The sequence below is a fragment of the Listeria sp. PSOL-1 genome (genome assembly GCF_902806445.1).
Lineage (GTDB): Bacteria > Bacillota > Bacilli > Lactobacillales > Listeriaceae > Listeria.
This window is the reverse complement of the sequence record NZ_LR760298.1, coordinates 210,000-223,928: the sequence shown is the minus strand read 5'-3', so window position 1 is coordinate 223,928 and position 13,929 is coordinate 210,000. Positions and strand designations below refer to the sequence as shown.

Here is a 13,929-nt window from a genome sequence, read left to right as displayed (position 1 = left end):
TTTTTATAAAAAATAGCTTAGACATTCATAATACTAGCTTTTTGAAGATCTTCTACAAATAATTAAGGAGAGAGTATATTGAAATATACTCCCTCTTAATTTTTTAAAACTTATTATTTAGTCAAGTATATATTTTTATACGTGTAATCTGCTCCAAAAACATTTTTTTGGAGATTATGAATGGAATCTCTTTGTAGGTAGGCATTTGCACGATGATAAAGCGGTGCAATAGCGACGTCGTCAGTAAGCAAGATGTTTTCTGCTTTCACCATTTCGTTCCAGCGTTTTTCATCGTCTGCTGCATATGTGGTAGCTGCTTCGTTTAAAAGCTTATCATAAGCAGGATTTGAATAACCCATTCTATTTTGTGTTCCATCTGTTTTAAACAGGTCTAAGAACGTTGATGGATCTTGGTAGTCAGGACCCCAGCCACTAATAGCTAAGTCATAATTTTGATCTTGATCATTTTTCAAGCGAACTTTAAATGGTACGTTTTTAAGACTTAAAGATAGGCCATCAAGGTTTGTTTCTAATTGATTTTGAATGAATTCAGAAGATTTCTTAGCATTTTCAGTGTCATCAGACATAAATTCTAATGTTAGCTTATTAACACCAAGTTCTTTCAAACCTTTTTTCCAAGCTTTTTGAGCCTTAGATTTATTGTATTCTAGCTGCGCTCCAGATTCTTTCACATAATCTTCATGATTTTTAGGGTCAAATGTGAAATTTGGTGGTACTAAATTGTTGGCTGGTTTAGAGCCATTTTGTAAGACGGTTTTTGTATAAGCATCTTTATCAATGGCTAAAGCAATCGCTTCACGGATATTCTTATTAGCAAGTGGTGTCTTTTTCCCTTGGCGCTCTTGATTAAATTTAACATAGAATGTCGATGAATCATTGACAACAGTGTAATCTTTATTATTTTGATTTTGCGCTGCATATTCAGCACTTAAAAGCGCACGATCAATTTTTTTCGTGTTATAGAGATTTAAGTTTGTCCCAGAATCTTGAACAACTTGAACGTTGATTTGTTTTAATTTTACTTTAGCTTTATCCCAGTAATTATCATTTTTTACGTATGTCCATTTTTTATTTGTTCCAGTCCAATTTTTCAACTGGAATGGCCCGTTATAAAGGATATTGTCGCTATTTTGAGCGTATTTATCGCCTTTTTCAGTGACATATTTTTCATTTAGAGGGAAGAAAGTTGGGAATGCAAACAGTGAATTGATATAGGCAGTTGGTTTAGCAAGTGTCACTTCAAGCGTTTTGTCATTCACAGCTTTTATGCCTAATTCTTCAGGTTTTTTCTTACCAGCTACAATATCAGAACCATTTTTGATTGCGTCAAAAAGGTAAGAATACGTTGCAGCGGTTGTGGGGTTAACAGCACGACGCCATGCAAAAACATAATCGTTAGCTGTTACAGGTTCACCGTTAGACCATTTTGCGTCATTACGTAATTTAAAAGTATAAACTGTTTTGTCCTTATTAATTTTTGGTTTTTCAGCAGCACCTGCAATGGTTGGTGTACCTTTTTTATCAAGTGCATATAGGCCTTCATTCGTTTGGTTTAAAACATTGAGCCCTACTTGATCTTCTGCTTTTGAGCTATCAGCAGAAGGGATTAAAGCTGGCTCAGATAAATTAAGTACTTGTTCTCCCGTTGCTTTCCCAGAGCCTGAACTGTCAGAAGAGCTTTTGCTACCTCCACCACAAGCTACTAAAACTACACTTAATAATAACGTAAAACCTAGTGTCAAAAATAATTTAACTTTTTTCATGAAAGGTATACCTCCCCTTTTTTATTTTTCTGAAAAATTTTTTTCATCTACTATTATACTCTAATTTTTCTCGCTTTGTAAATTGTTTGCACGAAAAAGCATGAAACAAAGATGAAAGTTATAAATTATTAAAATTGTTCCATAATAATTACTGTAAATACAGTTTCTCAAGCTTCATCATGGCATTTCGATAAAGCCAGTTATTAAAGCGCATATTAAACGAGCCCTTAGCTATTTTTAGGATTATTTTATTTATATACTTTTTTGATACTAATGTCTAGCTAAACGTACTTAGAATGAAAGATAGCGTTTTATGTTAAATTATGCTAAAGTAAAGGGATTAGAACAGTTGAGGTGAATGGTTTGGTTAAAAGAACGATTTTATATGCAATCATTCAAGAAGTCTTCATTTTTTTGATTATGCTAATAAAAGAAAGGCAAGTAAGTTTACTTCATTATATTAATCTTTCTTTTTTAATTGCATTCATTGTTTTTTTATTTGGTTTGCTTATCTATGTAATGCGTAGCGGCTTTTTAGATCGTGTTCATGATGGTTTTAGAAAAGTGACGCGCAAAATCCGTAATGAAGAGGAAAATGAATTTTCAGAGATGATGCTTTCAGATTTAGTTGATCTGTCGTATCTTGATTTTTTATTTAGTGCACTCCTCATCCTATCCTCAAGTATGATTGGGCTTATTTTTTTCTATATGTGAGTTTGACAGTTTTTAAGGTTATTGTTACAATATTAGTAATGTTATATTGATGCGTTAATGAGGAAGAGTAGTAAATATGCCCTTGTTTTTCAAAGAGAGTCTATGGTTGGGTGGAAATAGACAGCAAGACATATTGAATGGACTTCCAATGTACCTGTTATGAATGAAAAGTAATAGCAGGCGGCTAAAACCGTTATTTTTAATGAAGAGCCCTAGTTTTTCCTTACAGGGTATTAGGGTGGTACCGCGAATAAACGTTCGTCCCTAGCAAATGAATTATTGCTAGGGACGGGCTTTTTTTATGTGGTAAAATGTATTTTTTATTTTAAGAGGAGGAATTTTTCATGAAAAAAGTTATTTTTTCTGGAATACAGCCAAGTGGTGATCTAACGCTTGGAAATTATATTGGAGCACTTAAACAATTTGGGCAGTTTCAAGATGAATTTGATTGTTTTTATTGTATTGTTGATGAGCACGCCATCACTGTTCCTCAAGATCGGTTGAAGCTACGTAACCAAATTCGTAGCCTTGCAGCACTTTACTTAGCGGTTGGACTTGATCCTGAAAAATCAACATTATTTATCCAGTCTGAAGTCCCTGCTCATGCACAGGCTGCTTGGATGCTGCAATGTAACGTTTATATTGGCGAACTGGAACGCATGACTCAATTTAAGGATAAGGCTTCTGGAAAAGCAGGTGTTAGTGCAGGCTTATTAACTTATCCTCCACTGATGGCGGCTGATATTTTACTTTATCAAACAAACCTTGTGCCAGTTGGTGAAGACCAAAAGCAACATCTCGAATTAACACGAAATCTGGCAGAACGTTTTAATAGAAAACATAACGATATTTTCACAATGCCGGATATTTATATAGCAAAATATGGTGCGCGCGTCATGTCACTTCAAGAACCTACCAAAAAAATGAGTAAATCCGATAGCAATCAAAAAAATGCCATTTATTTACTAGATCCATCAAACACAATTACTAAAAAAATCAAAAGCGCTGTAACGGATAGCTCTGGTATTGTTAAATATGATAAAGAAAACAAACCAGGGATTTCCAATCTTCTTGCCATTTATTCTGCGATTACAGGTGAAGCTATCCTTGAATTAGAAGAAAAATATGAAGGTAAAGGTTATGGTGCGTTTAAATCAGACTTAGCGGAGATTGTCGTAAACGAGCTGGCTCCTATTCAAGAACGCTACACTGCTTACTTAAATTCCGATGAACTTGACAAAATTCTTGATGCCGGTGCTGAAAAGGCAAGGAAAGTCGCTTCAAAAACATTACGAAAAATGGAAAATGCGATGGGCTTAGGCCGCAAGCGTCGTTAAAGCGTAAAAAATACGAAGAAGCTAGAAAGATAAATGGGCAACAGGCTCTACGCCATCATTTTATCTCGGCCTCTTCGTATTTTTTTCTTCAGATTTATATCACTTTTAGTTCCACATCAATATTCCCACGGGTTGCTTTTGAATATGGGCAAACCTGATGGGCTTGTTCAATCAGTTCTTTGGCCTTATCTGCACTTACACCATCAATATGTGCTTCAAGCAATACACCTAACTTAAAACCATTATCTTCTGGATCGCTATAAAGAGTAACCGTTGCTGTTATTGTACTTTTACCATCAATTTTTGCTTTTTGCATAACGAGCTCAAGTGCACTGTTGAAACATGCGCCATATCCAGCTGCAAAAAGTTGTTCAGGGTTTGTTCCACCACCGCTTTCTCCGCCAAGCTCTTTAGGCTTTGAAACGTCAAAGCGAAAAATATTATCTGGAGAATGAACTTCTCCACCTCTTCCCCCAGTATTGATAACCGTTGTTTCGTACAATTTTTTCATTGCTATTACCTCCTTGTTTTCTATTTTGTGACTCTTTATGGTAACTTTCGGTAACTACTGTTTGGCTTTTTTAAACTAAAATGTATGTCATGTTTAGCGGGCCATGCACACCGACAACGAGTTCCATTTCAATATCTGCTGAATTGGAAGGGCCAGATATGAAATGTAAAGCACTTGGTAATGTTTCTCCTGCCTCCACTCGACGGTTTAAATCAAAAACAGCTTGCGTTGAACGTGGAACAATTTTTTCTTTTTCAACGATCGTAATAAAATGTTGTGGCAGCATATCAAAAGCTCGTCCATGGCCTGCGTTTGATGCCGTAACGACTGTCCCCGATTCGGCTAATGCATATTCTGCAAAACATATTCCAATATTTGCTGCTTCTGCTTTTTCAATGTTTGTTCTACCTGCTTCATTTCCCCAAATATAAATTGGTAAACCTTGTGTTTTTAACGCCTTATCAATTCCCGAGCTCATAAACCGCTCATCATCACTTAGCAACAAATTCCCTCCGTTAAAGGCTGCTATTTCCTCCAACACTATTTGCGTTAAATGTTCCTTCTTGACGTCAACTACTTTGGTATGGATTAATTCACATTGTTGCTTAAAAATTACTATTAATTCCTCGTTTGGCTTATCAGCAAGTGTTTTCCAATTAATACTATCTTGTAGTGATGGGCGTGTTACCCCTTCTATTTGAACATTACGCTTAAATTCACTGGCAATTTTAGCTAAAAATTTATCACGATTTTGGATTGTTCCTGTCATTTTATTTCACCTGCTTTATGTGCTTTATACCAAGTACGAAAATCATCTTTCTTTTTAGGTGGAACTGGTAAATCTCGTGCATTTGTCCAACCTTTGATTAAACCTGGACCTTTTACTACTCTATCTTCTTTTGTAAGCGGTCTGACTAGTCCGTGCGCCATGCTTAATGCAGCCTTGAAAAGAAACGGTGAACTTGTCCCCATGCCGATGAGTTTCATTTGAAGATGTTCTGATTGGTTATATTTTTTTTCTTTTTCAATAATATGCTCCCGATGCCAAATCAGCAATTCATGTAACGGAATTTTCACTGGACAAACGTCTGTACAAGCGCCACACAAGCTAGAGGCAAATGGCAATTCTTTATAATTTGCATAACCTCCAAGAAGTGGCGATAAAACAGCGCCAACCGGACCAGGATAAATGGATCCGTATGCATGGCCGCCAATTGTCCGATATACAGGACAAACGTTCATACAAGCACCACAACGAATACATTGCAAAATTTGTTTAAAAGTTCCACCAAGGATATCCGATCTACCGTTATCAACAATCACTAAATGAAACTCACTCGGGCCGTCTTCTTCTTGTTCATTTTTTGCCCCAGTATAAACAGAAATATAACTTGTTAACTTTTGACCTACTGCACTTCGGCAAAGTAAGTTATCCATCACTTCCATTTCTTCCATTGTCGGTACAATTCGTTCCATTCCCATAACAGCGATGTGCGTATCAGGTAAAGATGCACAAAGATCGGCGTTTCCTTCGTTTGTTACAAGGTTAATTGAACCAGTATTGGCAATAGCAAAATTACAGCCTGTGATGCCTACTTCTGCTTCCATAAACTTTTTCCGTAAAATTTGGCGAGCAAAACGAGCAAGATTCGTGGCGTCATCATCGCCCGTATAGCCAAGTTTTTCATGAAAAACTTTACGGATTTGCGTACGGTTCTTATGTAATGCAGGAGCTACAATATGACTTGGCGGATCAGACTCATCTTCTTGTAAAATATATTCGCCTAAATCCGTTTCTAATACCTCACAACCCGATGCCTCTAGAACGTGGTTTAAATTAATTTCTTCAGTGACCATTGATTTTGCTTTGACGACTTTAGTAGCCGCTTTCTTTTTTATGACTTCTTCAATGTAAGCACTTGCCTCTTCTTTTGTTTCAGCAAAAAAGACGTGTCCTCCTTTTTTGCTAACGTTTTCACTTAATTGATATAAATAATAATCTAGATGCTGAAGCGTGTGTTGCCTAATTTGCTCACCTAGGTCTCGCCACTTCTCCCAATCTCCAAGTTGTTCTGCGGCTTCATCGCGACGAACTCGTAAGCCATCTTGCGCTTTTGCGACTGCCCTCCGCATTTCAAGATCTTGAATGCCATCATTTTCCCGTAATTTAAATCGACGTGTGTCCGTTTGAATCCCCATCTTTACATCCTCCTTTACTTTATCGTTGCTTCTTCTTTAACACGATGATTTAAAATTTCAGCAATGTGCATAATTTTAATTTCTTTCCCGGTGCGTGTTATTTTTCCACCAATATTCATCAAGCACCCCATATCTGCACTTATTAAAACATCTGCTCCCGTTTCAGCAACAGCCGCTACTTTATCTTGAACCAACTGCTCTGATATCTCCGGCATTTTTACTGAAAATGTTCCACCAAAGCCACAGCAACTTTCAATATGATTAAGGGGGCGCATGGTTAGTCCTTTCACATTTTCTAAAAGGAGAAAAGGTGCTTCTGCTTCTTTTAATAATCGAGTCATATGGCATGAACGGTGATAAGTAGCTACTCCATTAAATGTAGCCCCCACATCAGTGACTCCTAGTACGCGTACAATAAACTGTGTTATTTCATAAGATTTCTTTGCAAGTCGGTTTGCCCGAGGGAACCATTCAGGATCGTCCTTAAAAGCCTTTGGATATTCCCTAAGCATTGCCACACAAGAGCCAGATGGTCCTACTACATAATCACTCTCTTCAAAAGCTTCAATCATATTTTTCATTGCTTTTTTAGCGTCTTTAAAATAACCGCTATTATATGTAGGCTGCCCACAACAAACTTGTTTTTCAGGAAAATCTGTTTCACATCCTAAATGTTCTAACAATTCAACGGTTGCAATCCCAACTTGCGGAAACATCATATCTACTAAACATGTTGAAAAAATACTGACTTTCATCCTTTTTTCCTCCTCATTCTTTATATCTCTCCCGCTACTTACCATTTTACTCCTTTTGCAGATGTATTCAAAATTATAATCCTTAAAAAAAAATAAAGTCAACAATACTGTAGTATTGCTGACTTTATTGATTAATCTTTTATTTGTCTAAAAATAAGTGTTGCATTATGGCCACCAAAACCAAACGAATTGGACATAACGATTTTAACAGCTTGTTTGCGCGCTTGATTTGGAACATAGTCTAGATCACAAGCAGGATCTGGGTTTTTCAAATGAATAGTTGGTGCAATAATCTGATCACGAATGGTTAAAATAGAAAAAATTGCTTCAATACCACCAGAAGCACCTAATGTATGCCCAGTCATTGATTTAGTAGAACTAATTGCTAGCTGCTTTTTCGCATGATCACCAAATACTCTTTTAATCGCTTGTGTTTCGTATTCGTCATTATACGCAGTACTCGTTCCATGTGCATTAATGTAATCAATATCTTCGGGGTTCACTGCTGCATCTTTTAAAGCCATTTCCATTGCTCTTGATGCACCTTCACCGCCTGGAGCTGGTGCAGTAATGTGGTAAGCATCACCAGTCGCTCCGTAACCAATCACTTCTGCATAAATCTTAGCTCCACGTGCCTTTGCATGTTCATACTCTTCTAAAATTAAAATACCTGCACCTTCACCAATAATAAAGCCATCGCGTCCTTGATCAAATGGACGACAGGCTGTTTCAGGATCAGGATTTAAAGAAAGAGCTTTGTTAGCGCAAAAACCAGCTAAACTCATTTTAGTAATCGGAGCTTCTGTTCCACCTGTAATCATAACATCTGCGTCGCCTCTAGCAATTACTTTAAAGGCATCGCCAATTGAATTGGCTCCTGTTGCACAGGCTGTCACTGTAGCAGAATTAATCGCTTTTGCACCAAAGCGAATCGATACTTGTCCAGAAGCCATATCTGGTATCATCATAGGGACAAAAAACGGGCTCACACGGCGCAGGCCACGATTCAAGTAAGTATCATATTGCTGCTCAAATGTCTCCATTCCGCCGATACCTGAACCAATCCAAACCCCTACACGTTCTGCATTAGAATCATCAATGGTTAAGTTAGCATCTTTCACAGCCATTTCAGCGCCAGCAATTGCATAATGTGTAAAACGATCCATTTTACGTGCTTCTTTTTTCTCGATATATGTTTCAATGTCAAAATTTTTAAGTTCTGCAGCAACTTTTACCGGAAAATCATCTGGATTTAAGCGTGTTAAGCCGGTTACTCCATTTGTACCTTGCTTAGCGTTTTCCCAAGAAGTTTCAGCATCATTTCCAATTGGCGTGACAGCACCTAGGCCTGTAATAACCACTCTTCTTCTTTCCATTTCTTCATCTCCTTAGCTTCGGGATCATGAAAAAACAACTTCTGCAAGTCAAGCAGGAGCTATTTTCAACTAAAAATTAATAATAAATGCACTAACTATTATAGCATAAAAAATGAGATATGACTGCTTTTCTGCTATTTTTAATCTTGCAAGTTGTTATTTTCCCCACCGAAGTACGAGTGCTCCCCAAGTAAGACCAGCTCCAAAGCCAACTAGTAGCAAGTTATCATCATCATGAACACGGCCTTCTTGCACAGCATCAATTAAAGCAAGGGCAATCGATGATGATGAGGTATTTCCATATTTATGAACAGTTTTCATGAGTTTTTCCTCTGGTAAATCGAGTCTTTCACGGGATGCTTCCATGATGCGGATGTTTGCTTGATGAGGGATCAATAAGTCGAGATCCGTTTTTTCTAAACCAGCTTTTTCTAAAACTTCAAGTGAGGCGTCTCCCATTTTACGTACAGCAAAGCGGAATACTTCACGGCCATTCATATAAAGTTTATGATTTTCTTCTTTTAAATTTAAATACTCCGCACCGGATCCATCTGAGCCAAGTACAAAAGAGAGTAAACCACGATTACTTGAAACTGGTCCCATAACAACAGCTCCAGCGCCATCACCAAACAAAACTGCTGTGCTGCGATCATCCCAATCTGTAATCTTAGATAATTTATCTGCTCCGACTACTACGATGTGTTTGTATGCGCCTGTTTGAATGAACTGAGATGCGGTTACGACACCGTACGTAAAACCTGAACATGCAGCTCCCAAATCCATTGCTGCTGCGTTTTTAGCTCCTAGACGGTTTTGAATAATATTACCAACAGATGGGAATGTTGCTTCTTGTGTAACGGTTGCGACGATGAATAAATCAATATCTTCAGGGGTTAAATTGGCATCTTCAATTGCTCTTTTAGCAGCTTCATATGCCATATCATGCGTATATTCATTCTCTTTGGCGATTCTTCTTTCTTGAATGCCAGTACGTGTGCGAATCCACTCATCAGATGTATCTATCATTTTTTCTAAATCAAAATTCGTTAAAACACGTTCAGGAACGTATTTTCCAACTCCTAAAATACCTGCGTTCATCTGTCTTCCTCCAAATTATATATTTAAAAAGTAATTTTCGTTTTATGACCTGGTACTAATTTTAGCAGAGAATGTTTTTTTTGGCAATCTTCAAATGTAAAAAAATAAACTGAGCTGGTATCTTTTTAAAGAATATGCTAGAATGGATTCGTGATTTAAGCGAAATGAGGTGTAGTTATGCGCTATATTGTTACAGTAATTTGGGCTTTCTTACTTTCGATGATGACAGAATTTGTCCTTGCTTCTATGTTGTATGTATCATTCAATTTCACAAGAGGTCTTGTTTTAACAGTGGCCATTTCATTCTTTGTATTTTTAATCCCACTTTTAATGCCAAAAGACAGCGAAATTTATGATCTTAAATAATTTTGGTTTGAGGCAACCTTCAAGTCCGTTTTGAAGTCTGGAACAAGTGGCATTCAATTCTATTTTGAACATGACAAATCGAGCGAAAACGATCGCATTGAAGAAGTTTGACAGAAGCCCGGTAAACCTCTTCAATGTGATCGCTTGTCGCCGATTTATTTTGTTCATATCAAAGACTTTTCTTTACTTATCAAGATAGTATTTATTCGTTGGCTTTAAATTTTCATCTAATTCATAAACCAATGGAACCCCTGTTGGTATTTCTAGCTGCATAATGTCATCATCGCTAATATCTTCTAAAAATTTAGCTAAGGCACGTAAACTATTCCCATGGGCAGCGATAACCACTCGTTTGCCTGATTTTATTTGGGGTGCAATGATGTCCATCCAATAAGGTATCACGCGTTCTAAGGTCACTTTTAAATTTTCACCTGAAGGAATGGCATGCGCATCAAGCAAATCGTAACGGCGATCGTTTTTTGCTTGGCGTTTATCATTTTCTTCAAGAAGAGGAGGAAGCGTGTCATAGCTTCTGCGCCATAGTTGTACTTGGTCTGCGCCATATTTTTCGGCTGTTTCTTGTTTATTTAAACCTTGTAACGCTCCGTAATGTCTTTCATTTAGACGCCATGATTTATAAACAGGAAGCCACATTTGATTTGACTCTTCTAATACATAGTTTAATGTTTTAATGGCGCGGGTTAAGACCGAAGTAAAAGCGACATCAAATTCTAAACCTGCTTCTTTTATTTTTTTCCCGGCTGTTTTTGCTTCAATGATTCCTTCTTCTGACAAATCAACATCATGCCAACCTGTAAATAGGTTTAACTTATTCCACTCACTTTGTCCGTGACGAATTAATACTAGTTTCATTTTACTCATCCTTCCCTACTAGCGTTTATCTAGCCAATCCATTTTTCCCTGTTCCGTGAAAACTAAACGCTTTAGTTAGGCGTTTTTTGTGTTAAAGGTTAACTCATTATTTGCAAGATCAATTTCAACAGTAGCATGTGGCATTACCTTTCCAGCAACGATTTCACGGGCAAGAGGCGTTTCCATATGGCGCACTAAATAGCGTTTTAATGGCCGTGCTCCGTAAATTGGATCATAGGCTTCTTCTGCAATAAATGCTTTTGCGGCATTAGAAATAGCGATATTTATTTCTTGATCTTGTAAACGCCATTGTAATTCATGAACTAATTTCTCAACAATTCCTTTAATGTTTTCAAGTGAAAGTGGTTTAAATAAGATGATATCATCCACACGATTTAAAAATTCTGGTTTAAAGGAAGATTGTAGAATTTGAAGCACATCTTTCTCCAATTCTGCTGAAATTTCACCATTTGCTGTTCGTTCTAGTAATAATGTAGAGCCAATATTACTTGTCATGATGATCACTGTATTCTTGAAATCGACCATCCGACCTTTTGAATCTGTAATGCGACCGTCATCTAGGACTTGTAAGAGGATATTAAATACATCAGGATGGGCTTTTTCGATTTCATCTAATAAAATAATTGAATATGGATTACGACGGACGGCTTCTGTTAATTGTCCGCCTTCTTCATAGCCGACATAACCAGGAGGAGCTCCAACAAGTCGCGATACAGAATGTTTCTCCATGTATTCGCTCATATCGATTCGAATCATGTGGTCTTCTGAATCAAATAGGTTGTACGCCAATGCTTTAGCTAATTCCGTTTTCCCGACACCTGTTGGTCCAAGAAAAATAAATGAACCGATTGGCTTACGTGGATCTTTAATCCCGGCGCGTGCACGCAAAACAGCATCGCTAACTAAATTGACAGCATTGTCTTGGCCAATGACTTTTTCATGAAGTGCATCTGCTAATTTTAACAGTTTCTCGCGTTCACCTTCTACTAACTTAGTTACAGGAATGCCTGTCCAACGTCCAATGATTTCGGCAATTTCGTTTTCAGTCACTTCCTCTTGTAATAAACGATCTTCTTGTGTTGTTTTTGTACGATTTTCGGCTTCTAACTCGGTTAATTCTTTTTCTGCAGCTGGGATCTTGCCGTGTCGAAGTTCTGCTGCTCGATTTAAATCGTAATTGTTTTCAGCCTCTTCTAAATCATGGCGCATTTGGTCAATGGCTTCACGGATTTCACGAATCTTACCAATCTCGCCTTTTTCTGCTTCCCACTTGGCTTTCATTTGATTAGCTGCTTCTTTATAGTCGGCTAACTCTTTTTGCAATGTTTCTAAGCGGCGTTCGCTAGCAACATCTTTTTCTTCTTTTAACGCGGCTTCTTCAATCTCAAGCTGCATGACTTTTCTTGTGACTTCATCTAATTCGCTTGGCATTGAATCAATTTCAACACGAATCGTTGCACAAGCCTCGTCAACTAAATCAATGGCTTTGTCTGGTAAAAAACGATCTGTGATATAACGATTAGATAATGTCGCTGCAGCAACTAAAGCGTTATCATGGATGTTAACCCCATGATGAATTTCAAAGCGTTCTTTTAAACCACGTAAAATAGAGACTGTATCTTCTACGGTTGGCTCTGGGACCAGGACTTTTTGAAAGCGACGTTCAAGCGCGGCATCTTTTTCAATATATTGGCGGTATTCATCAAGTGTGGTTGCACCGATACAATGAAGTTCACCACGTGCTAACATTGGCTTCAACATATTGCCTGCATCCATTGCCCCTTCTGTTTTCCCAGCGCCGACAATCGTATGAATTTCGTCAATAAAAAGTAAAATTTGGCCTTCTGATTGTTTTACTTCTTGAAGGACAGCTTTTAAACGTTCTTCAAATTCGCCGCGATATTTAGCTCCGGCAATAAGCGAACCTAGATCAAGTGATATAATTATTTTATCTTTTAGGCCTTCTGGTACGTCTTTTCGGACAATTCTTTGGGCAAGGCCCTCTACAATAGCTGTTTTCCCTACACCCGGTTCACCGATTAGGACAGGGTTATTTTTTGTTTTACGTGATAAAATACGAATCACGTTACGAATTTCAGTGTCTCGGCCAATAACAGGATCTATTTTTCCACTTCTTACTTCTTTAATGAGATCCCGTCCATATTTTTCTAGAGCTTCATAGTTCTCTTCAGCATTTTGACTTGTCACTTTTTTACCTCCTCGAACTTGCATAATGGCTTGTTTTATCACTTTTGAATGAATATTTTGAGATGTAATTGCTTCTGTAATCGGGCTGTTTTTTTGTTCCATAACAGCAAGCAATAAGTGTTCTGTTGAAACAAACTCATCCTCTAATTCTTTTTCTATTTTTTCAGCATTAACGATTAGCTGATATAAATCTTGGCTCATTGAACGGCCATATTGAATATTCGTTCCAGAAACTGCAGGGACTTTTGCTAATGCTTGGTCTATTTCTATTTCAAGTTTGCTTATATCTACTTGTGCAACCTCATAAATCCGCTTAGCAAAATCGCTTTCTTGTAATAATACTTTGAAAAGATGTACGACATCAATAGATTGGTGTTCTTTTTCGATAGCAAGTTGTTGAGCTCCGGCAATCAATTCTTGTACTTGTTGTGTAAATTTTTGCATTTCCATTTGGTTTTTCCTCCTTTGATTCAAGAAGTTGTTTGACCTTTTTTGACCTTAAGGTTATTATACATCAAATTAGCTTTCTTTGTCGAATGAAAACGCCTGTTTTAAGACAAGTATGGAGCATAAACAAAATAAATCAGTAATAAGCGCTCGCATAAAAAAGTTTGCCAGACTTCCGGTTTTCACGCACAGTCGTACGCTCCGCTTCCCGATTCTGGCAAACTCCTTAATACAAACGCT

At 37.4% G+C, this 13,929-nt stretch carries 12 protein-coding genes and 1 other annotated feature; of the genes, 3 read left to right on the top strand and 9 right to left on the bottom strand.

The window, feature by feature from the left end:
- Positions 1 to 113: 113 nt before the first annotated feature.
- The gene (locus G6Q10_RS01095) at positions 114 to 1,784 is read right to left on the bottom strand and encodes a peptide ABC transporter substrate-binding protein (protein ID WP_163652005.1); all 1,671 of its coding nucleotides are present in this window, start codon (positions 1,782 to 1,784) and stop codon (positions 114 to 116) included.
- 363 nt (positions 1,785 to 2,147) lie between these two features.
- Between G6Q10_RS01095 and G6Q10_RS01090 the strand changes: the two genes are divergently transcribed.
- Positions 2,148 to 2,498 (top strand): DUF3899 domain-containing protein, encoded by a 351-nt coding sequence (locus tag G6Q10_RS01090; RefSeq protein ID WP_370519491.1) that lies wholly within the window; start codon positions 2,148 to 2,150, stop codon positions 2,496 to 2,498.
- 45 nt (positions 2,499 to 2,543) lie between these two features.
- Positions 2,544 to 2,767: a binding site (T-box leader), on the top strand.
- A 75-nt stretch (positions 2,768 to 2,842) separates the two neighbouring features.
- Positions 2,843 to 3,835, top strand: coding sequence for a tryptophan--tRNA ligase (trpS, locus tag G6Q10_RS01085; RefSeq protein WP_163652003.1), 993 nt, complete (start codon positions 2,843 to 2,845; stop codon positions 3,833 to 3,835).
- Positions 3,836 to 3,929: 94 nt separating this feature from the next.
- Here trpS and G6Q10_RS01080 read toward each other — a convergent pair whose 3' ends face one another.
- From G6Q10_RS01080 to G6Q10_RS01055, 6 genes are all read right to left on the bottom strand, one after another.
- Positions 3,930 to 4,346: an organic hydroperoxide resistance protein gene (locus G6Q10_RS01080; RefSeq protein WP_163652001.1), complete on the bottom strand. Its 417-nt coding sequence runs from the start codon at positions 4,344 to 4,346 to the stop codon at positions 3,930 to 3,932.
- A gap of 70 nt (positions 4,347 to 4,416) precedes the next feature.
- Positions 4,417 to 5,115, bottom strand: coding sequence for a LutC/YkgG family protein (locus G6Q10_RS01075; RefSeq protein ID WP_163651999.1), 699 nt, complete (start codon positions 5,113 to 5,115; stop codon positions 4,417 to 4,419).
- Positions 5,112 to 6,545 carry a LutB/LldF family L-lactate oxidation iron-sulfur protein gene (locus G6Q10_RS01070; RefSeq protein WP_163651997.1) on the bottom strand — a complete coding sequence of 478 codons (1,434 nt, stop codon included), beginning with the start codon at positions 6,543 to 6,545 and terminating at the stop codon, positions 5,112 to 5,114. The genes G6Q10_RS01075 and G6Q10_RS01070 overlap by 4 nt, the downstream gene beginning before the upstream one ends.
- 14 nt (positions 6,546 to 6,559) lie before the next feature.
- Positions 6,560 to 7,300, bottom strand: a complete 741-nt coding sequence (locus G6Q10_RS01065) for a (Fe-S)-binding protein (protein ID WP_163651995.1) — start codon at positions 7,298 to 7,300, stop codon at positions 6,560 to 6,562.
- A 131-nt stretch (positions 7,301 to 7,431) separates the two neighbouring features.
- Positions 7,432 to 8,676: a beta-ketoacyl-ACP synthase II gene (fabF, locus tag G6Q10_RS01060; protein ID WP_163651993.1), complete on the bottom strand. Its 1,245-nt coding sequence runs from the start codon at positions 8,674 to 8,676 to the stop codon at positions 7,432 to 7,434.
- 156 nt (positions 8,677 to 8,832) lie between these two features.
- Positions 8,833 to 9,774 carry a beta-ketoacyl-ACP synthase III gene (locus G6Q10_RS01055; protein ID WP_163651991.1) on the bottom strand — a complete coding sequence of 314 codons (942 nt, stop codon included), beginning with the start codon at positions 9,772 to 9,774 and terminating at the stop codon, positions 8,833 to 8,835.
- 177 nt (positions 9,775 to 9,951) lie between these two features.
- On the opposite strand from G6Q10_RS01055, the gene G6Q10_RS01050 reads away from it, so the two are divergent.
- The gene (locus G6Q10_RS01050; protein ID WP_163651989.1) at positions 9,952 to 10,140 is read left to right on the top strand and encodes a YjzD family protein; all 189 of its coding nucleotides are present in this window, start codon (positions 9,952 to 9,954) and stop codon (positions 10,138 to 10,140) included.
- Positions 10,141 to 10,323: 183 nt separating this feature from the next.
- On the opposite strand, the gene gpmA is transcribed toward G6Q10_RS01050, so the two are convergent.
- On the bottom strand, positions 10,324 to 11,013 hold the full coding sequence (gene gpmA / locus G6Q10_RS01045; RefSeq protein ID WP_163651987.1) for a 2,3-diphosphoglycerate-dependent phosphoglycerate mutase: 690 nt from the start codon (positions 11,011 to 11,013) through the stop codon (positions 10,324 to 10,326).
- A 75-nt stretch (positions 11,014 to 11,088) separates the two neighbouring features.
- Positions 11,089 to 13,692 (bottom strand): ATP-dependent chaperone ClpB, encoded by a 2,604-nt coding sequence (clpB, locus tag G6Q10_RS01040; protein ID WP_163651985.1) that lies wholly within the window; start codon positions 13,690 to 13,692, stop codon positions 11,089 to 11,091.
- Positions 13,693 to 13,929 lie beyond the last annotated feature (237 nt).